The following is a 17,908-nucleotide window of genomic DNA, read 5'->3' on the forward strand; positions in this document are numbered from 1 at the left end:
GCGCCTAGCGTTCGAGGCGCGCGAGAAGTGAGGACGTGTCCCAGCGCTTGCCACCCATGTTCTGCACATCCTTGTAGAACTGGTCGACCAGTGCGGTCACCGGCAGCTTGGCGCCGTTGCGGTTGGCCTCGGCCAGGCAGATGCCGAGGTCCTTACGCATCCAGTCGACGGCAAAGCCGAAATCATATTTGCCGGCATTCATCGTCTTGTGGCGGTTTTCCATCTGCCAGGAGCCGGCGGCGCCCTTGGAGATCACCTCGATCACCTTTTCGATGTCGAGGCCGGCCTTCTTGCCGAAATGGATGCCTTCGGCCAGCCCCTGGACGAGGCCGGCGATGGCGATCTGGTTGATCATCTTCGTCAGCTGACCGGCGCCGGCCGACCCCATCAGGCCGACCATCCGGGCATAGGCGTCGATGACCGGCTTCGCCTTGTCGAAGGCGGCCTGATCGCCGCCGACCATGACGGTCAGCACGCCGTTCTCGGCGCCGGCCTGGCCGCCGGAGACCGGCGCGTCGAGGAAGGAGAAGCCGGCCTTGCGCGCCGCTTCGTCGAGCTCGCGCGCGACCTCGGCCGAGGCGGTGGTGTTGTCGATGAAGATGGCGCCCTTCTCCATCGCGGCGAAGGCGCCGTTCGCGCCGGTCGTCACCGAGCGCAGATCATCGTCATTGCCGACACAGGAGAAGACGAAGTCCTTGCCCTGGGCGGCTTCGGCCGGCGTCGACGCCAGGCTGCCGCCATGCTGGGCCACCCACTGCTCGGCCTTTGCCTTGGTGCGGTTGTAGACGGTGACGTCGTGGCCGCCCTTGTTCCTGAGATGCCCGGCCATCGGGTAGCCCATGACGCCAAGACCGAGAAATGCAACCGATGCCATAAGACTGCCTTCCAACAAAACAGAGATTTCAGTGCCGGAACGTCTAGGCCATGCAGCGAATTCGTCAAGGCGCGGCAAGCCGCATCGACTGGCACAGGCCTTGGACGTTTAATCTAGCGATGCAGATGGACGGTGATCCGGCGCTCGATCCATTCGACGCCGTGACGCAGGATCTCGACCATAACCAGATAGACGATCGCCACCCAGATATAGGCCTGGATGTCGAACGACTTTGCATATGCGAGCTTGGCGTTGCCCATCAGGTCGTAGACGGTGATGATCGCGACGATCGCCGACGCCTTGATCATCAGGATGAGCTCGTTGCCATAGGGCCTGAGCGCGACGATGATCGCCTGCGGCAGCACCACTTTGCGCAGCGTCTGCAATCGGTGCAGGCCGAGCGAGGCAGCACCCTCCCATTGGCCGCGCGGCACGCTCTCGATGGCGCCGCGCAGGATTTCGGCCTGATAGGCGGCGGTGTTGAGCGAGAAGGCGAAGACACCGCAATAGAAGGCTTCGCGGAAGAACCACCACAGCCCGACCGTTTCCAGCTCGGGCCGGAACGAGCCGATGCCGTAATACACCAGGTAGGTCTGCACCAGCAGCGGCGTGCCACGGAAGAAATAGACATAGCAATAGGCGAGCCCGGACAGGAGCCGGTTCTTCGACATGCGGCCATAGGCGACCGGCAGCGAGAAGATGGCGCCGAGGACCATTGAAATGCTCACCAGCGACAGTGTGGTTCCCAGGCCCTGCAGATAGGCTGGGGCGTATCTGGCGAAGAACTCGGCGTTCCATGCATAGACCAGATAGGCGACGATGCCGGCGCCGAACAGCACCCAGATGCCGACTAGCGCGTAGCCGAGGATGCGGGCGCGCGGCCAGCCGCGCCCTTGCGGTGGCGGCTTGTCGATGGCGATCGCCTGGCTGACGCTCATCGCGCTTCCCTCCGTCCGAGGTGGCGCAGGATGTAGCTCGTGGCGATCGACGACAGGATGGCCAGCGCCAGGAAGATCAGCGCCGCGACGCTGTAGAACAGGAAGGAATGCTTGGTGACGCGCGCCGCGACGCCGGACTGGCGCAAGGTCTCCGCCAGATTGACCACCGAGACCAGCGAGGTGTCCTTGAGCAGGCTCAGCCAGCAATTCTCCAGGCCGGGAAATGCGATGCGGATCAGCTGCGGCAGGATGATCAGCCGCATCGTCTGCCATTTCGACAGGCCAATGGCGTAACCGCCTTCGTACTGGCCTTTCGGAATGGCGCGGAACGCCGAGAGGAAGACCTCGCTGGCGTAGGAGGAGAAGATCAGCGACAGCACGATCATGCCGGCTATGAAGCTGTTGACGTCGATGGTGGCATTCGGATTGAAGAGACGCACGATATATTGCAGCAGAAGCGGCATGCCGAAGAAGAACAGGAACAGCGTCACCAGTTCCGGCAGGCCGCGAAAGACCGTGGTGTAAATGTTGGCGGCGAGCCGCAGCGAAGGTTCTTCATGCTGCTTGGCGAAGGCGACGAAGAATCCGATCGTCAGGCCGATCGGCAGTGTGGCGAGCGCCAGCACGATGGTGACCAGAACGCCAGACGCAATGTCGTCACTCCAGCCATCCGGTCCCCAGCTGAGAAGTGTCCAAATGCTTTGGGCCGGCATTGACGGGTCGTGTCTCCGTGGCGATCCCGGAAGGATTTAGGGACGGCGAGGGGTTCCTCGCCGCCCTTGGCTCATCGATCAGGATTCGGCGCCGTAGACGTCGAACTTGAAGTACTTGTCGTTGATTTCCTTGTACTTTCCGTTCTTGCGGATGGCGTCGATCGCGTCATTCAGCTTGTTGACCAGATCGGTCTCGCCCTTGCGCACGGCAATGCCCGCGCCCGGTCCGAAGATCTCGACCGGCTGCGGCGAAGGCTGGCCGAGGATCTTGCAGCAGGCGCCGTCAGGCGAATCCAGCCACTGCTGCAGCACGACGATGTCGTCCTCGATGGCGTCGAGGCGGCCATTGGCGAGGTCGGCCTGTTCCTCGGGGCTGCTCGGATAGCCCTTGATCGTGCTGTCCGTGTAGGTCTTCGACGCATAATTGTAGTGCGTGGTCGTGGTGGCGACGCCGATGTTCTTGCCGGCGAGGTCCTCCTTGGTCACGCCCTTGAGCGGCGAATCCTTCGGCACGGCGATGGCCGACGGGGTGTTGTAGTATTTGTGGCTGAAGTCGACCTTCTGGGCCCGCTCGGGCGTGATCGACATCGAGGCGACGATGGCGTCGAACTTGCCGGCCTGGAGCGCCGGGATGATGCCGTCCCAATCCTGCGCGACGAAGGTGCACTTCACCTTCATTTCGTCGCAGAGAGCCTTGGCGATGTCGATGTCGAAGCCGACCAGCTGGCCGTCCGAAGTCAGGTTGTTGAAGGGCGGGTACGCGCCTTCGGTGCCGATCCTCAGGGTCTTTTCCTGTGCCTGGGCGACGCCAAGTGTCAGCAGCGCGGCCGAAGCGGCAAGCGCGATACGCAGTGCAATACGCATGATGATCCTCTCATAGTGTCATGGCCGCTGTCCCGTGCGGCTCTTTGTGGGTGGTCGTTTCTTGACCGCCCGCTGGGGTGGATACTCCCACTCTTTGCGAGAAAAAAGCAACCGCAAATCAACGGCAAACGACAATCGCCATCTGCCGTAGCGTTACTTGGTTTGAGCGACGAGACCGGTAATCTGCTCGACAAAGTCGGCTATGGATTTGGTATCGTTGAGATCGAAAACCGGCAGCTTTTCGCCTTCGATCGCGAAGTCGGCGGCGACCGCGACGATGTTCGGATCGTTGACCGAAAGCGGTGTCCGGTCCCTGGCCTCGAGCCGCCTTGCCTCGATCTTCTTATGCGCCTCGCGCTTGTAGCCTTCGACCAGCACGATGTCCGCTGGCGCCAGCCGCGCCAGGATATCGTCCAGCGTCGGCTCATTCTCGCCCCGCAATTCGTGCATCAGCGCCCAGCGCCGGCCGGAGACGATCGCGACCTCCGTCGCGCCGGCCTGGCGGTGGCGGAAGCTATCGGCGCCCGGCTTGTCGATGTCGAAGTCATGATGGGCATGCTTCACCGTCGAAACCGTCCAGCCGCGCGTCACCAGTTCGGTGACCAGCTTTTCGGTCAAAGTCGTCTTGCCGGAGTTCTTCCAGCCGGTGATGCCGAATACGCGTCTCATTGCCGAAGGCTTTGCAACAGTCGCTCCGCCGCCGCAAGGTCGTCCGGCGTGTTGATGTTGAAGAACGGGTCGATCTTCTGGCCGTCCGCCTCGATCATTGGGAACTCGACCTGGATAAAACCGTGGCGCTCCATGAAGGCGGAGACCCGCCGGTTGTCCTCGTCGACCAGGAAATGGCGCAAGGCGTCGCGCAGGCCGAGCGGCCAGAGCGCGAAGGTGGGGTGCCATCTGCCGTCAGAACTGGCGACGGCGATCGCGCTTGACCGATCGTGGGTTGCGGCCGTCAGGCGCTCGACGAGGTTGTCGGGGAAGAACGGGGTGTCGCCGGCGGCGCTTATCAGCCACCGGCAGCCCCTTTGACCGGATGCCCATTCGAGACCGGCGAGAATGCCTGCCAGCGGGCCGGCATAGCCCGGCACCGTGTCTTCGATCACCGGCAGGCGCATGGCGGCAAATCGCGCGGGATCGCCGTTCGCATTGAGCCCCAGGGTTGCGACCTGCGGCCTCAGTCGCGCGGCGACGTGATCGATAAGCCTGGCTTTACCCAATGAAAGCAGAGGCTTGTCGCCACCGCCCATCCGGCGCGACTGGCCGCCGGCCAGAATGATCCCCGCAACGCTTCGGTCCATCGCGCCTATATGCCGTCCGGCGCCATGTCGGGTCCAGCGCTTTCGGCGGCCGGTTGCCGCCGTCCGACGACGCGTTCGCGGTAGAGCGCATAGAGGCCGGAGCCGATGATGATGGCGGCGCCGACGATCATCGGCAGATCGGGGATGTCGCCGAAAATGACGAGGCCGAGCAGAATCGACCACAGCAGCGCGGTGTAGCGGAACGGCGCGATGAAGGAGATGTCGCCCGAGCGCATCGCCATGATGATGAACTGATAGCCGATCAGCACCAGCACAGCAGCCAGCGCCAACAGCGCGGTCGCCTTGCCGCTCATCGGCGTCCAGCCGCCCATTGGCGACAACAGCAGCGCGCCGAGGACCGTCATGGCGAGCGCGGTTGCGGTCGAGACCAGCATGGTGGGGATCGCCTGCGGGATGCGCTTGGTGGCAAGGTCGCGCACCGCGCAGCAGACGACGCTGGTTAAGGCCAGCAGCGAATAGACGCTGAAGCCCTCGAAGCCCGGCCGCACGATGATCATCACGCCGGCGAAGCCGACGGCAATGGCGAGCCAGCGCCGCCAGCCGACGCCTTCGCCGAAGAACAGAGCCGCGCCCATGGTCACCGCCAGCGGCAGAGCCTGCAGCACGGCGGAGACGTTGGCAATCGGCAGATGCGCGAGGGCGATCAGGAACGATACGGTGGCGCCGGCTTCGCCCGCCACGCGCGTCGCCACCATCGGCTGCAGCATGGCGCCGGGATTGGCCAGCGCGCCGCGCCGCCAGGCCAGCAGGCCGACGAAGAGCGATGCGAAGGCGCCGCGCACCAGCATGACCTGCGCCATGTTCATCGATTCGGAAGAGAATTTGGTGATCGCGTCATTCAAGGTGAAGCCGACCATGGCCACGATCATGAACAGCGCGCCGCGCAGATTTGGCGAGAGAGGCAAAGGCGTTTCCGGATTCTTTTCTTGATCAAGCCGTAGCAGGCGACCGGCAAACAGCAACGCTAAAGAAATAGGCCACGGATTTTCCGTGGCCCATTTGTCGTTCGACCGGTGTTTTTCAGAATTATTTTTTTGGTGTAAGCGTCTCGGTGCCGTTGCCGTTCTTGCCGGCAATGGTCCACAGTCCGTTCAGCGTGCCGTCTTCCTGCACTTTGTAGACGACAAGGCCGATCTCCTTGCCCATCGCGTAGCCGGCGGAGAAGGCATCGTCGTTACGCATGCAGATACCGTCCGAGCTCGAGCCCCCGGTTTCCCAGTGGATCGTGCAGGTCGTGTCGCTGGTCAGCGTGATTGTCGCTTCGCCATCATATTTCGAGCCGTCGAAGTTGGTGCCGGCGACGGTGTAGGTGCCCCCGATCGATTGAGCCGCCGCCGGCAAGGCAGCAACCCCAAGCATTGCAAGTGAAAGCATGATTGTGCGCATGGCACTCCCCCTAGAGCGAAAACCGCGTAGGGAAGCTAGGCCCGAAAAGGCTCGCGGTAAATCGGGCGGACGGTAGCGCGAGCGCTTTATTTTCTAGCGTGGCGAGGCTGCCTCAAGGGCCGCGCAGGCTCTTGGCGATGGCGCCGACCAGTGGATCGTATTTCGTCTTGAGCGAGGGAGGATATTCGATGAAAACGGTGCGGATGACGCCATCCTTGCCGAACAGGCGGCGCTCATAAAAGATCTTGCCGTCCCTGGTGCCGGACAGAACCGCCCAGTTCTTGCCCGTCTTGCTGTAGGTGACCTTGTAGCCGGCTTCGGTGCTCGTTTTTTCCTCGTCGACGAAACTCCGTGGCGTTTCGTCGTCGACATTGTTGATGCCGGAACAGGTCAGCTCGGCGCCGTCGGCGCTGAGCCATTGCTGGCCGTCACCGTTTTCCGGCTCCGGCAGAGGGTCACTGAAGATTTCATCGGGGAATGTGCAGGACTGGCCGAACCGTGCATTCACGTAAGTGAACGGCTTAGCGGTTGCCGTCGACGTCGTGATTGCCGACAGGGACAGAATAGCCGCCACTGACAGCCGGCCGATGTGCTGAAGACGTTGCATGTTCCCCCCTGGTCGACGACCGGGGGCGATCATGCACCAATGCAGAGAAAAAATCAGCCGCCGGTGACGCTCATATGGCGCGAGACCGACGGGCGGCTGGTGCGGCGGTCGATGATGAAATCATGGCCCTTCGGCTTGCGGCCGATGGCCTCGTCGATTGCCGCGTCGAGCAACTCGTTGCCCTCGGAGGCGCGCAGCGGCGCCCTGAGGTCGGCGGCGTCCTCCTGGCCGAGGCACATATAGAGCGTGCCGGTGCAGGTCAGCCGCACGCGGTTGCAGCTTTCGCAGAAATTATGCGTCATCGGCGTGATGAAGCCGAGCCGCCCGCCGGTCTCCGCGACGTGCGTGTAGCGGGCCGGGCCACCGGTCTTGTAAGGGATGTCGGAGAGCGTGAACTGACGCTCCAGCGAGGCGCGGAGCAGCGACAGCGGCAGATACTGGTCGGTTCGGTCAGCCTCGATCTCGCCCATCGGCATCGTTTCGATCAAGGTGAGGTCCATGCCGCGGCCATGCGCCCAGCGCATCATCTCCGGGATCTCGGCATCGTTGAAATCGCGCAGCGCAACCGCGTTGAGCTTGATCTTCAGCCCGGCCCGCTGCGCGGCATCGATGCCTTCCATCACCTTGCCGAGATTGCCCCAGCGGGTGATCTGGTGGAATTTGTCGGCATCGAGCGTGTCGAGCGAGACATTGATGCGCTTGACGCCGCAGTCGGCGAGTTCGGCGGCGAAGCGCGACAGCTGCGAGCCGTTGGTGGTCAGCGTCAGCTCTTCCAGCGCGCCGCTTTCCAGATGCCGCGACAGCTGGCGCACCAGATGCATGATGTTCTTGCGCACCAGCGGCTCGCCACCAGTCAGCCTGAGCTTCTTCACACCCTTTTCGATGAAGACGGTGCAGAGCCGATCAAGCTCCTCGAGCGACAGCAGATCCTTCTTCGGCAGGAAGGTCATGTCCTCGGCCATGCAATAGGTGCAGCGGAAATCGCAGCGGTCGGTGACCGACACGCGCAGATAACTGACCGTGCGACCGAAGGGGTCGATCATGTTACGACCAGAGGGGTCGATCATGTCCATTCGCAAGCGTTTCCCGTGGCCTGAGCGGCGTCGTCATATACAGCTATGTGATACGATCCAATGCCGCATTCAAGATAGAAGGTCTTGATCTTTGGTAACATTCCCCGACCGACATCGCGTGTCGGCTGCCTGCCACTGACCTTTTCGGATCGTGCGAAGCGGCGTAGGGAAGGGCGAAACCAGACAGGACCAGCCATGACCGCGCCAAAGGAACTCAGGGTCTCGAAGGACCGCAAGCTGCTGACCGTGACCTTTCCGGGTCATCAGCCGTTCGAGCTGCCGGCGGAGTTCCTGCGCGTGGCCTCGCCGTCGGCGGAAGTGCAAGGCCATTCGCCGGACCAGCGGGTGACCGTGCCTGGCAAGCGCAATGTCGCGATCCTCAAGATCGACTCCGTCGGCAACTATGCGGTGCGCATCACCTTCGACGATTTCCACGACACCGGCATTTTCACCTGGAGCTATCTGCATACGCTCGGTCACGAAAAGGACGAGCGCTGGAACGCCTATCTCGCCGAGCTGGCCGAGAAGGGGCTAAGCCGGGATCGCTAGCCCGATTGCAGGGAGTTTCAATCTCGGCGGCCGGCCGTCGTCAAAACGTCATGGGCTTGGCGTAGCGCCGGCAAAGGCTCGGAGAACGAGAAAATGTCGCTCATCACATCCGTCGAACAGCTCGAGGCGCTCTATGGGCTGCCGGGCGAGGCCTCGATCGTCAAGGAACTCGATCATGTGATTCCCGAATATGCCGCCTTTATCGAAGCCTCGCCCTTCGTGGCGCTGGCGACAAGCGGCCCGGACGGGCTCGACTGCTCGCCGCGCGGCGATCTCGCCGGCTTCGTGCGCCTCGTCGACGAGAAGACGCTGATGATGCCCGACAGGCGCGGCAACAACCGCGCCGATTCGCTGAAGAACATCATTCGCGATCCGCGCGTCGGACTGCTGTTTCTGGTGCCGGGCTCGGGCACGACGCTGCGCGTCAACGGCCGCGCGCATATCACCACCGACGCCGAGCTTTGCGCTTCCTTCATGGTCGACGGCAAGCCGGTCCGCTCGGTCACCGTCGTCGATGTCGACACGGTCTATTTTCAATGCGCCCGCGCCATCGTGCGCTCGGACCTCTGGAACCCGGCCAAGCATGTCGACCCGAAGTCGCTGCCGACACCCGGCCAGATCCTCGAGGTCACCAGCCGCAAGAACATCGACGGCGCAACCTATGACAAGGAATGGCCGGAGCGGGCAAAAAAGACCATGTGGTAGCCGGTGCACCGATATTCAGGTGAGGCTGGCCTGCAAATGGCGGCCTCCTGCGCTTCCGGTGCTCATGTACTTTAGTACGCTCCGCTCCGGTTCTCGGAAGCCACCATTTGCGGCGCATCCTGACCTGAATCTCGGTGCACCGTCGGTGCTAGGCTTCCTTCAGCACGTCGGCGATCTTGCGCATCTGCTCGCCGATGATGTCGCATTGTTCCGGCGTCGACTGGCTCATCGCCTTCTCGATCAGCGCCATATGCACCTTCAGCGCCTTCATCAGCAGCGCCTCGCCCGCCTCGGTGAGGTTCAGCCGCAGCACACGCTTGTCCTTCTCGTCGCCCTCGCGGCGCAGCAGGCCACGCGACTCGAGCTGCGGCAACAGCATGGTGATGTTGGAGCGGCCGACCAGGAGCTTGCGGGCAAGGTCGTGCTGCGACATGCCGGGGTGGCGGTAGAGGTTCATCAGCACGTCGAGCTGCGCCGGCTTGAGGTCGAGCGGCGCCAGCTTCACCGCCAGCGTGCGCTCCAGCACATGGCAGGCGCGCGCCACCGCCACCCAGTTGCGAAAACGCGGGTTGTCCCAGGGCAGCTCTTGCTTAATGTTCATATTTGAACTATTATGTTCATGCTTGAACGAATGGATGGACTGCCAATATGGCATCATTTGGAATGAAGGTCATCCGGGGCGTTTTTGGCGCTGCCGAGCATGTCGCGCCACGCCTCAGCGGCCGCGCCGCCTTCGAATTGTTTTGCCGCACACCCAACGTCAAATCGCTCAGCGACGGCGAGCGCCGCGCCGTTGAGCGTGCCTCAGCCTTCATGGCCGAGGCGCGCCATCACCGGCTGAAGACCAGGACGGATTGTGTGGCCGTGCATGAATTCCGGCCGGAGCCGGGCACCGAATCGCGCGGTACGGTGCTGGTCATCCATGGCTGGCGCTCGCGCACCGAATATATGCGCGCTTTGATCGAAGGGTTTCGTGGCGCCGGCTACAAGGTCGTCTCGCTCGACCTGCCCGGGCACGGACATTCGATCGGACGTCATCTCAACATGGTCAATGCGGTGGACGCCGCGCGGGTTGCCGGCGAATGGTTTGGACCGTTTGCTGCCGTCGTCGGCCATTCCTTCGGCGGCGCGATTGCCGCCAACGCCGTTGCGGCGTCGGTCAAGGGGATGCCGCCGCTCAAGGCGCAAAAGCTGGTGCTGATTGCCGCGCCGAGCTCGCTGCCAGCAATCTTCGACGAGTTCAGCAATAGGCTCAACGTGGGGCCGCGTTCCAGGGTGGCCATGGCGGATCGGGTAAAGCATCTGTCGGGCCGGCCGCTCAACGAATTCACCGGCGACCGCCAGCTTGCCGCGGCGTCCTTGCCGACGCTGATCGTCCATGCGCCCGACGACCGCGAGGTCCATGCCGATCATGCAAAGCGTTATGCCGGCGCCGGCGAACATGTCCACCTGCATTGGGCCGATGGGCTTGGCCACCGCCGTATCCTCGCCGACAGGGATGTCGTCGCGCGGGCGGTGGGCTTTGTGACCGGACAGCGGGAATCGACCCTGCACTAGGGGGCGAGGTGTCCTAGATTTGCGAACCTGCTTCCGATCCCGGGCTGCCGCTGCCAAGGCGTGGCTCCGTGCCGGCCAGCAGCCGCTGAATGTTGGCGCGATGGCGTAGGATCACGTAGAGGCTGCCTGCGATCACCAGCAGCCGATAGGGCAGGGGTTGCTCCAGCCCGCAGACAAACGCGACCGCGGTGAGGGTCGCCAGCATCGAGCTCAAGGAAACAATCCGGAAAAGAGCGAGCGTGACGGCAAATGCCGCCGCGGCGCCCAACCCGACCGGCCATGACAGCGCCAGCAGTACGCCCAGGCCCGTCGCGGCCGATTTTCCGCCGGTAAAATTCAACCAGATCGACCGGCCATGCCCCAGCAGCACTGCAAGCCCAGCCAGGCCAACGGTCCAAGGCACCAGAGTCTGCAGGTCAGGCACCGTCGGTGGCGCGATCGACGAAATCGCGTAGCACCAGGGATAGAACCAGCGGGCAAAGACGATCGCCGCCACGCCTTTCAGCACATCGCCCACCAGCACCGCCAGCGCGGGCCATTTGCCCACGGTTCGCAGCACGTTGGTCGCGCCGGTGGACTTGGAGCCATGCTCGCGGATGTCGATGCCCTGGAGGAGCCTGCCGGCCAGATAGCCGGAGGGCACGGAACCAAGCAGATAAGCGATCGCCAGCCCAACTGCACCCGCTATCCAGAAAACCATCGTCGATCGATTCCAGGCGTTGCTGGGAAGCTGTTATCAGTCCACCTTCTTTTTCTGCCCTGGCTCGACCGGCAGGCCGGCCGCTTTCCAGGCGGTGTAGCCGCCGAGGATGTGCTTGACCGGCGTCAGGCCCATGTCCTGCGCGGTCTTGGTGGCGAGTGCCGAGCGCCAGCCGCCGGCGCAGAAGAAGACGAAGGTCTTTCCGCTGGCGAAGAATGGCTTGTGGTAGGGACTTTCGGGGTCGATCCAGAATTCCAGCATGCCGCGCGTCACATGCCTGGCACCGGGAATCTTGCCGTCGCGCTCGACCTCGCGGGGATCGCGCAGGTCGACGAAGATCGTGTCATCATCCTCCAGCAGTCCAGCTGCCTCCTCCGGCGACACGACCTCGATCTCGGCATTCGCTTCATCGAGCAGCTGGCGATAACCTTTCTTCACAGTAGACCCTCCTGGCCACGGTTGTCGCGGCCGCCGAAATTTCGATCACAAAGCCTTGCGTTTGTCACGCCTCGGTCGCGCTGGTGGTCGGTTTATTGGGGGTGGCGCGAGCCCCTTGTTGCCACCAAGGTGGCATGCGTGGGTACGTCCAGCGCCGCGCCAACGCCTGATTGTTTTTCGACGCCCTGGCGAGTGCGTGAGGCCCGAAGCAATCGCTGCCTCGGGTCTCACGATGAAGTGAAACCGTTCTGCCACACGGCTTCGAAAATTTATGGAAGCTTAACGAAATCGGTATGAATCAGTATAGTCACGTCATACATCCGCCATGCGGAGGGCGGGACCGTCCAGCGGCGCGGAACGGGAACCGGTCACAACCGGTGCGGGTGAAGCATGAGAATTCTCGGGAACAAAAAAGCTGTCATGCCGATCGCGATTGCGGTGACGCTTGCCTTCGGGCAGCAGCCTGCAGGCGCGCAAGGGCTGTTCGACATGCTGTTCGGCGGCGGCATCCGGCACAACCCGGAGGGCGAGTTTCCGCCGCCGCCGAAGCCGCGCAAAATACGGCCGGCCGGTGAGGGTGGTGGCGGCGTCAGGATCAGCAGTCCGACCTACAACACGTACAGGGCCGACAAGCTTATTCGCATCGACTTCAAGTCACTGTTACCGGCACCGCCGTCCGCGACGGCGCAGGATGCCGCCTTCGTGCCGTCCGTGACGAGCACCGCGTTCCGCGATGCGGTTGCAGGCTTGAGCGACTATGAACTTTTCGCCGAACCCGACATCGCCAAGGCGCTGATCGCCTATTATTCGGCCAATCCGGATTTTATCTGGGTAAGCGACAACGCCCCCAACGGCAGGGCGCAGGATGCGGTGCGCGTGCTTGGCGAGGCCGCCAGCTATGGCCTGACGCCGGCCGACTACTCAGTCGATGTTCCGGCTGCCGCGACTTCGGCCACACCGGAAGAGCGGACCAAGGAACTGGTCCGCTTCGAGATGGCGCTGTCGGTGCGCGTGCTGCGCTATGCGCAAGATGCACAGAGCGGCCGCGTCGATCCCAACCGCATGACCGGCTATTATGATTTCCCGGCCAAGCCGTTCGATCTGGAAGGCGCGCTGAAGACGCTGGCGCATACGCAGGAAGTCCGCACCTATCTCGAGTCACGGCATCCGCAGAACGCCGAGTACCAGGCGCTGCGCGTCGAGCTGGAAGCGCTCGAAGCGAGCGAGGAAAACGAGATCGTCGTCGATCCGAAGCTTTTGCTCAAACCCGGTGAGAGCAGCCCGGAACTGCCCAAATTGCTGACGCTGATTTCCCGCAATCTCGATGACGAGATGGGCGGCAACTATGGCGATGTGCTCACCCGGCTGGGCAAGAGCGAGCTCTACGAGCCGGACCTGGTGCCGGTGATCAAGGCGGTGCAGCAGCGGGCCGGCATGAAGGGCGACGGCGTCATCGGCCCGCGTACGGTGGCGTCGCTGGCGGGGACGTCGAAGGCCGACAAGATCGAGAAGGTCGAGGTGGCGCTCGAGGAACTGCGCTGGATGCCGTCCGATCTGGGCAGCCCGCGTGTCTTCATCAACCAGCCCGCCTTCACCGCCAGCTATATCGACAATGGCGAGGAGAAGCTGAAGACGCGCGTCGTCATCGGTCGGGTCACCAACCAGACCGCCTTCTTCTACAACCAGATCAAGCAGGTCGACTTCCATCCCTATTGGGGCGTGCCGCAGTCGATCATCGTCAACGAGATGTTGCCGCGGCTGCGTAGCGATCCCGGCTATCTCGACCGCGCCGGTTACGAGGTGACGGATGCACGTGGCAAGAAGATCCCGTCCTCGGCGGTCGATTGGGGTGCATATGGCGCCAACATCCCATTCAGCGTGCGCCAGCAGCCGAGCGAGGCCAATGCGCTGGGCGAATTGAAGATACTGTTCCCCAACAAGCACGCCATCTACATGCACGACACGCCGCAAAAGTCGTTCTTCGCGCGCGACATGCGGGCGCTCAGCCATGGCTGCGTCCGGCTGCAGGATCCGCGCGGCATGGCCGCAGCCGTGCTCGGCACCACCGTCGACGACATTGCCGAGAAACTGAAGCACGGGCATTCGACCGAGAATGTCACGCGCGTCATCCCGGTTTATGTCGCCTATTTCACCGCATGGCCGGACATGTCCGGCAAGGTCGAGTATTTCGACGACGTCTATGACCGCGATTCCAAGCTGATGCAGGCGCTGGACGCGACCGAAGCGGTGCGCACGCCGTCAAGCTGAGCGGTCGATGAGCTGCCGGCGGAAGCCGGCGTCACGCCCGGCGATCAGCCAGTAGATCAGGCCGGCCACGAGGCCGGCACCGGCGATGATGCCCATGTCGGCCCAGCGTTCCGGATCATCGGCCGCGTCGGGCCAGATCAGCATGAAGCCGGCAGCGGCGGCCATGGCACCGAACACCATGTGCAGCCAAAAACTTCGCAACGAAAAGAACTCGGCGATCAGGGCGAAGACCAGCGTCTGCATTCCCGTCAGGACGATCGTCAGGAAGTAGACGAACATGCCGAGCGGCGGCACCACCAGCACGGCGACGGGCGTGAATTCCATAAGCCCGAAATAGCCCGGTGCGTTGGGCAGCGCGCTCAATATCGCGTAGATCACCACCACCGCGATCAACCCGACCAGCGCCGCGACCAGATAGCCGACGAGCACCATCAGGATGCGCTTCAGGACGTAACCGATCATTGCCACGCACCCCCGTGCCCGCAATCATGCCGGGCAGTCAGCCATCAAAGTCGTGCTGATGCAAGGGCAGTCCTTTGTGCTTGACTCCAGAGGCGATGTGCTGGTCCTCAGGCGCCGCCGCACAGATGCTCGGAGTCGGGCAGTGCCCATGTGCCTTTGGCGGCGAGGTCGATGGCGTAGTAGACCTTGCCGCGCAGATCGTCTTTCGGACAGTCGCGCGGGATCACGATCAGGCACATGACGACCGGATCGCCAACCTTGGAACTCGCCAGGCCCGGCTCCCGGTCATAAGAGACCGCCGTGCCGCCGTTGGTGAACGTCGCCGCGCTGCCGGCCTCCGGGCTGGCGGTTTCCAGCGGGTCGTCGCCCAGTCTCGTCGTCAGCGCCTTGATGTGGGTGAAACCGCATTTTCCGATCGAGGCGGGCAGGGGCTGGTCGATCGGCTTCGGCGTCTTCGCCGCGAGGTCGAGCGCCTTCCTGCCTATCAGCGCGATGTTGTAGTCCTCCACCCATGACGGCGCGTTGCCGTAAGTCTGCAGGGCATTGTTCTGCGCGCTTACGATGCAGGCCGTGTCCGTCTTGCACGCATTCCGGTCGGCGATCAGTCCCCTTGCGATCTTGCGCTTGTCGCCGCCGAAGGCGGGCTCGAAACCGCCATAGGCCTTGGTGACCAAAGCATCGATGGCCGACAGTTGCGGGTCGGCGCAGATCGCCTTCTCGGTGGGCAGTTGCGCCTTTCGGCAGTCGAAGGACGGGCCGTCCGCATGCGCCAGGCTGGTCGCTCCGGGCATCGATGCGGCCACAAGCAGGGCGGTTGTCCAGATATGAAGCCGCATATTGTCCTCCGCCCGGCGTTTTCGAAGAACAAGTCTATGCCGGATGCAAGCCCGGCGGAATGGACGGGCGGGCAATCGAGTGCAGCCCTATTTGGGTTCGCCCGTCACGGGATCGTAGGTGATTTGGACCTTGGCCTTGTCGGTCGTGTAATAGGTAACGGTGTAGCCGTCGCTATCCCAGCCGACTTCCTTCACATAACGGAAATCGGTGCGCTGCTCGACCTTGGCGATGATCTCCGACAGCTTCTTGGCGTTTTGCGGCGGCAATGGCTGGTCATCTGCCGCAAAGGCTTGTCCACCGATAAGGAGGAAAGCGATACTGGTTGCCAAGACAACAGCGCGCATGAGAGCCCTCAAATCTCGTATGGCCAAATCTCGTGTCAGCGCCAAATCCCGGGCCGACGTAGGTGCCGTCAGAAACTCCCACACGGGCGGGTTGGTTCCGCAGCGCCAAAAAACGTATTTTGAAGCGGTTGCCGTTATGCGGCCGATTTTCGCCCGGCAGCAGCCAAGCCTGGATTGCCTGGCTGCGAAAGAGTCTGCGATTCCAATGGGTAGCGGTGGGATACGGATGATTCTCTTGACGTAACGAATGACTAACCATGCGCCGGATGGCGAGTTCGTTATATTAGCTGTTCGTGGTAGAGCTTTCGACAAGACCCTGATAGAATTCTGGTCATAACAGGGTGGCAACAGTGCGCCGAGCCCGCCGAGGATCTCCGTCGGCGGCCGGCGACGTGTTTTTTCGAGCGCTAGCCGCCTGTTCTGGACTGGAAGCGGGGGACTGGGGGCTCGATCATGGCTGAACGGAATTATACCCGTCAGCTTGCGACAATCATTTCAATAGACGCCGTTGGGTTTTCGCGGCTGATGGGCATCGACGACGAGCTGGCCGTCGCCGCCTTCGAGGAGAGGCGCGACATCATCGCCGGCAGTTGCGGCGCTTTTGGCGGGCGCACGTTCGGCGACGCCGGCGACAGCATCATGGCCGAATTCGGCAATCCGATCGAAGCCTTGCGTGCGGCCTTCGATTTCCAGGCCAGGATCGTGGCGTTGAATGCCGCGGTTGCCGAGGATATGCGCATGCCGTTTCGCGCCGGGATCAACACCGGCGACGTCATTGTGCGCGAAGGCCGTCTTTATGGCGACGACGTCAATATCGCCGCCCGGCTGCAGGAATTCGCACCGCATGACGGCGTCGCCATCTCGGCGACGACATGGCACCATGTGAGGGACAAGACGGCGGCGGTCTTCACCGATCTAGGTGAGTTCAGCCTGAAGAACATCGCCCTGCCGGTGCATGTCCTGATCGCCGGCCGCGGCGGCAACGGGTCTGCCGCGGCGGTTTCCTTCGCTTCCATTCCTATCGCGCCTGGCCATTACGGGCCGGTCGCCAAAGGTCCACCGGCAATCGCGGTGCTGCCGTTCCAGGGCAACGGAAGCGAACCCGACGTCGGCTATATGGCGGATGGTATCGCCGAGGACATCATCTACGGTCTTTCCAACACGCGCTGGCTTTCGGTCATCGCCAAGGGTTCAAGCTTTCAGTTTCGCGACGACAGCCTAGGCACGAAGCTGATCGGCAATGCGCTTGGCGCGCGCTACATAGTCAGCGGCACGTTGGCGCGCTCTGACAGGCAGATACGTCTCAATGCGTCGCTCACAGACACGTCGAACGGGCGCCTGGTCTGGTCGCAGCGCTTCGACCGCGACCTCGTCGACATCTTCAGCCTGCGCGACCAGATCGGCAGCGAGATCGTTTCCATCCTCGACAAGGAGGTCGATCGCGCCGAGCAGGCGCGCACTTTCCAGGTGCCGTGGGAAAGTCTCGAGACCTGGCAACTGGTCAGGCGTGGCCGCTGGCACATGAACAGGCGAACGCGTCGCGATACCGAAATCGCCCTCGATTTCTTCGACAAGGGCTACCGCGACGATCCGAATTCGAGCGCTGTGCTGAACGAGCTCGCATGGTGGTACTTCTGGCGGGCCTGGCTGCGTTTCGGCGACAGCGACGATCTGGAAAAAGTGGAGACGCTCGCGCGCAAGGCGCTTCTGATGGACAGCCTAGATGCCCGCCCGCACGCCTATCTCGGCGCGGCCGACATCATGCGCGGCCTGCCGGCATTGGCGGCCGAGCATCTCGCCGAGGCGATCCATATCAATCCGAGCTTCGCCTTTGCCCGTTCGGCCATGGGCAGCGCGCACCTGCTGCTCGGCGATGCGGCTGACGCGATACCGTTCTTCCTCGACACGGAGCGCTTGAGCCCGTTCGATCTCTACCGCTTCCACAATCTGGGGGAGCTGGCCGCGGCTTATTGCTTCGTCGAGGACTGGCCTGCCGCGATCGCCACGGCCGAGCGCTCGCTCAACCTGTCGCCAAGCTATTTTTATGCCAGGTTCCTGAAGATCGGCGCCCTGATGAGAAGCGGCCGGCGCGACGAGGCGGCGCGCGAACTCGACATTTTCATGACTAGGCATCCGGATTTCTCCGAGCAGAGGATACGCTGGATACCGTTCGTCGACCCGTCCAGGAACAATTTCCTGATCGCCAATTTCGATCGGGCCAAGTCTGCCGCATGATCGCCAGGGCCGACAACAAGATGACTGTGAGCGAATTCA

The 17,908-nt window shown here is 62.8% G+C and carries 21 protein-coding genes; 5 read left to right on the top strand and 16 right to left on the bottom strand.

The window, feature by feature from the left end:
• Nucleotides 1–4 precede the first annotated feature (4 nt).
• From DPM33_RS21670 to moaA, 10 genes are all read right to left on the bottom strand, one after another.
• Nucleotides 5–874: an NAD(P)-dependent oxidoreductase gene (locus tag DPM33_RS21670; RefSeq protein ID WP_112099480.1), complete on the bottom strand. Its 870-nt coding sequence runs from the start codon at nucleotides 872–874 to the stop codon at nucleotides 5–7.
• A gap of 113 nt (nucleotides 875–987) precedes the next feature.
• The gene (locus tag DPM33_RS21675) at nucleotides 988–1,812 is read right to left on the bottom strand and encodes an ABC transporter permease (protein ID WP_112099481.1); all 825 of its coding nucleotides are present in this window, start codon (nucleotides 1,810–1,812) and stop codon (nucleotides 988–990) included.
• Nucleotides 1,809–2,525 carry an ABC transporter permease gene (locus DPM33_RS21680; protein ID WP_112099482.1) on the bottom strand — a complete coding sequence of 239 codons (717 nt, stop codon included), beginning with the start codon at nucleotides 2,523–2,525 and terminating at the stop codon, nucleotides 1,809–1,811. Before DPM33_RS21680 ends, DPM33_RS21675 begins: the two co-directional genes overlap by 4 nt.
• A gap of 78 nt (nucleotides 2,526–2,603) precedes the next feature.
• A complete protein-coding gene (locus DPM33_RS21685; protein WP_112099483.1) occupies nucleotides 2,604–3,389 on the bottom strand; it encodes an ABC transporter substrate-binding protein in 786 nt (261 codons plus the stop codon).
• A gap of 153 nt (nucleotides 3,390–3,542) precedes the next feature.
• On the bottom strand, nucleotides 3,543–4,058 hold the full coding sequence (gene mobB, locus DPM33_RS21690) for a molybdopterin-guanine dinucleotide biosynthesis protein B (RefSeq protein WP_112099484.1): 516 nt from the start codon (nucleotides 4,056–4,058) through the stop codon (nucleotides 3,543–3,545).
• Nucleotides 4,055–4,687 (bottom strand): molybdenum cofactor guanylyltransferase MobA, encoded by a 633-nt coding sequence (gene mobA, locus DPM33_RS21695; RefSeq protein WP_112099485.1) that lies wholly within the window; start codon nucleotides 4,685–4,687, stop codon nucleotides 4,055–4,057. Before mobA ends, mobB begins: the two co-directional genes overlap by 4 nt.
• A 5-nt stretch (nucleotides 4,688–4,692) precedes the next feature.
• A complete protein-coding gene (locus tag DPM33_RS21700; RefSeq protein WP_112099625.1) occupies nucleotides 4,693–5,613 on the bottom strand; it encodes a DMT family transporter in 921 nt (306 codons plus the stop codon).
• A 121-nt stretch (nucleotides 5,614–5,734) separates the two neighbouring features.
• A complete protein-coding gene (locus DPM33_RS21705; RefSeq protein ID WP_112099486.1) occupies nucleotides 5,735–6,094 on the bottom strand; it encodes a hypothetical protein in 360 nt (119 codons plus the stop codon).
• Nucleotides 6,095–6,206: 112 nt separating this feature from the next.
• A complete protein-coding gene (locus tag DPM33_RS21710) occupies nucleotides 6,207–6,701 on the bottom strand; it encodes a hypothetical protein (RefSeq protein ID WP_112099487.1) in 495 nt (164 codons plus the stop codon).
• Nucleotides 6,702–6,754: 53 nt separating this feature from the next.
• Nucleotides 6,755–7,768 (bottom strand): GTP 3',8-cyclase MoaA, encoded by a 1,014-nt coding sequence (moaA, locus tag DPM33_RS21715; RefSeq protein ID WP_112099626.1) that lies wholly within the window; start codon nucleotides 7,766–7,768, stop codon nucleotides 6,755–6,757.
• A gap of 201 nt (nucleotides 7,769–7,969) precedes the next feature.
• Between moaA and DPM33_RS21720 the strand changes: the two genes are divergently transcribed.
• Complete coding sequence (locus DPM33_RS21720) at nucleotides 7,970–8,323, top strand: gamma-butyrobetaine hydroxylase family protein (protein ID WP_112099488.1); 354 nt, start codon at nucleotides 7,970–7,972, stop codon at nucleotides 8,321–8,323.
• 93 nt (nucleotides 8,324–8,416) lie between these two features.
• Nucleotides 8,417–9,028, top strand: a complete 612-nt coding sequence (locus DPM33_RS21725) for a pyridoxamine 5'-phosphate oxidase family protein (RefSeq protein ID WP_112099489.1) — start codon at nucleotides 8,417–8,419, stop codon at nucleotides 9,026–9,028.
• A 148-nt stretch (nucleotides 9,029–9,176) separates the two neighbouring features.
• Here DPM33_RS21725 and DPM33_RS21730 read toward each other — a convergent pair whose 3' ends face one another.
• The gene (locus DPM33_RS21730) at nucleotides 9,177–9,629 is read right to left on the bottom strand and encodes a MarR family winged helix-turn-helix transcriptional regulator (protein WP_112099490.1); all 453 of its coding nucleotides are present in this window, start codon (nucleotides 9,627–9,629) and stop codon (nucleotides 9,177–9,179) included.
• A 47-nt stretch (nucleotides 9,630–9,676) separates the two neighbouring features.
• On the opposite strand from DPM33_RS21730, the gene DPM33_RS21735 reads away from it, so the two are divergent.
• Nucleotides 9,677–10,585, top strand: coding sequence for an alpha/beta hydrolase (locus tag DPM33_RS21735; RefSeq protein ID WP_112099491.1), 909 nt, complete (start codon nucleotides 9,677–9,679; stop codon nucleotides 10,583–10,585).
• 13 nt (nucleotides 10,586–10,598) lie between these two features.
• Here the strand turns inward: DPM33_RS21735 and plsY are convergent, their stop codons facing one another.
• A complete protein-coding gene (gene plsY, locus DPM33_RS21740) occupies nucleotides 10,599–11,285 on the bottom strand; it encodes a glycerol-3-phosphate 1-O-acyltransferase PlsY (protein ID WP_112099492.1) in 687 nt (228 codons plus the stop codon).
• Between the two features lie 36 nt (nucleotides 11,286–11,321).
• Nucleotides 11,322–11,723 (bottom strand): rhodanese-like domain-containing protein, encoded by a 402-nt coding sequence (locus DPM33_RS21745; RefSeq protein ID WP_112099493.1) that lies wholly within the window; start codon nucleotides 11,721–11,723, stop codon nucleotides 11,322–11,324.
• 390 nt (nucleotides 11,724–12,113) lie between these two features.
• Here DPM33_RS21745 and DPM33_RS21750 point away from each other — a divergent pair, with 390 nt between their 5' ends.
• The gene (locus DPM33_RS21750) at nucleotides 12,114–13,991 is read left to right on the top strand and encodes a L,D-transpeptidase family protein (RefSeq protein ID WP_112099494.1); all 1,878 of its coding nucleotides are present in this window, start codon (nucleotides 12,114–12,116) and stop codon (nucleotides 13,989–13,991) included.
• On the opposite strand, the gene DPM33_RS21755 is transcribed toward DPM33_RS21750, so the two are convergent.
• From DPM33_RS21755 to DPM33_RS21765, 3 genes are all read right to left on the bottom strand, one after another.
• The gene (locus tag DPM33_RS21755; RefSeq protein ID WP_112099495.1) at nucleotides 13,983–14,453 is read right to left on the bottom strand and encodes a hypothetical protein; all 471 of its coding nucleotides are present in this window, start codon (nucleotides 14,451–14,453) and stop codon (nucleotides 13,983–13,985) included. The genes DPM33_RS21750 and DPM33_RS21755 overlap by 9 nt on opposite strands.
• A gap of 107 nt (nucleotides 14,454–14,560) precedes the next feature.
• Nucleotides 14,561–15,289 (bottom strand): lysozyme inhibitor LprI family protein, encoded by a 729-nt coding sequence (locus DPM33_RS21760; RefSeq protein WP_245442309.1) that lies wholly within the window; start codon nucleotides 15,287–15,289, stop codon nucleotides 14,561–14,563.
• Nucleotides 15,290–15,376: 87 nt separating this feature from the next.
• Entirely contained in the window at nucleotides 15,377–15,634 is a 258-nt protein-coding gene (locus tag DPM33_RS21765) for a PepSY domain-containing protein (protein WP_112099496.1), read from the bottom strand.
• 453 nt (nucleotides 15,635–16,087) lie between these two features.
• Here DPM33_RS21765 and DPM33_RS21775 point away from each other — a divergent pair, with 453 nt between their 5' ends.
• Entirely contained in the window at nucleotides 16,088–17,869 is a 1,782-nt protein-coding gene (locus tag DPM33_RS21775) for an adenylate/guanylate cyclase domain-containing protein (protein ID WP_112099498.1), read from the top strand.
• Nucleotides 17,870–17,908: the final 39 nt, after the last annotated feature.

Source organism: Mesorhizobium hawassense, from assembly GCF_003289945.1.
In the GTDB taxonomy this organism is placed as follows: Bacteria; Pseudomonadota; Alphaproteobacteria; order Rhizobiales; family Rhizobiaceae; genus Mesorhizobium; species Mesorhizobium hawassense.

Coding starts and splice junctions, on each gene's coding strand:
- DPM33_RS21670 (WP_112099480.1), bottom strand. CDS start 874: ATGGCATCGGTTGCATTTCTCGGTCTTGGCGTCATGGGCTACCCGATG.
- DPM33_RS21675 (WP_112099481.1), bottom strand. CDS start 1,812: ATGAGCGTCAGCCAGGCGATCGCCATCGACAAGCCGCCACCGCAAGGG.
- DPM33_RS21680 (WP_112099482.1), bottom strand. CDS start 2,525: ATGCCGGCCCAAAGCATTTGGACACTTCTCAGCTGGGGACCGGATGGC.
- DPM33_RS21685 (WP_112099483.1), bottom strand. CDS start 3,389: ATGCGTATTGCACTGCGTATCGCGCTTGCCGCTTCGGCCGCGCTGCTG.
- mobB (WP_112099484.1), bottom strand. CDS start 4,058: ATGAGACGCGTATTCGGCATCACCGGCTGGAAGAACTCCGGCAAGACG.
- mobA (WP_112099485.1), bottom strand. CDS start 4,687: ATGGACCGAAGCGTTGCGGGGATCATTCTGGCCGGCGGCCAGTCGCGC.
- DPM33_RS21705 (WP_112099486.1), bottom strand. CDS start 6,094: ATGCGCACAATCATGCTTTCACTTGCAATGCTTGGGGTTGCTGCCTTG.
- DPM33_RS21710 (WP_112099487.1), bottom strand. CDS start 6,701: ATGCAACGTCTTCAGCACATCGGCCGGCTGTCAGTGGCGGCTATTCTG.
- moaA (WP_112099626.1), bottom strand. CDS start 7,768: ATGATCGACCCCTCTGGTCGTAACATGATCGACCCCTTCGGTCGCACG.
- DPM33_RS21720 (WP_112099488.1), top strand. CDS start 7,970: ATGACCGCGCCAAAGGAACTCAGGGTCTCGAAGGACCGCAAGCTGCTG.
- DPM33_RS21725 (WP_112099489.1), top strand. CDS start 8,417: ATGTCGCTCATCACATCCGTCGAACAGCTCGAGGCGCTCTATGGGCTG.
- DPM33_RS21730 (WP_112099490.1), bottom strand. CDS start 9,629: ATGAACATTAAGCAAGAGCTGCCCTGGGACAACCCGCGTTTTCGCAAC.
- DPM33_RS21735 (WP_112099491.1), top strand. CDS start 9,677: ATGGCATCATTTGGAATGAAGGTCATCCGGGGCGTTTTTGGCGCTGCC.
- plsY (WP_112099492.1), bottom strand. CDS start 11,285: ATGGTTTTCTGGATAGCGGGTGCAGTTGGGCTGGCGATCGCTTATCTG.
- DPM33_RS21750 (WP_112099494.1), top strand. CDS start 12,114: ATGAGAATTCTCGGGAACAAAAAAGCTGTCATGCCGATCGCGATTGCG.
- DPM33_RS21755 (WP_112099495.1), bottom strand. CDS start 14,453: ATGATCGGTTACGTCCTGAAGCGCATCCTGATGGTGCTCGTCGGCTAT.
- DPM33_RS21760 (WP_245442309.1), bottom strand. CDS start 15,289: ATGCGGCTTCATATCTGGACAACCGCCCTGCTTGTGGCCGCATCGATG.
- DPM33_RS21765 (WP_112099496.1), bottom strand. CDS start 15,634: ATGCGCGCTGTTGTCTTGGCAACCAGTATCGCTTTCCTCCTTATCGGT.
- DPM33_RS21775 (WP_112099498.1), top strand. CDS start 16,088: ATGGCTGAACGGAATTATACCCGTCAGCTTGCGACAATCATTTCAATA.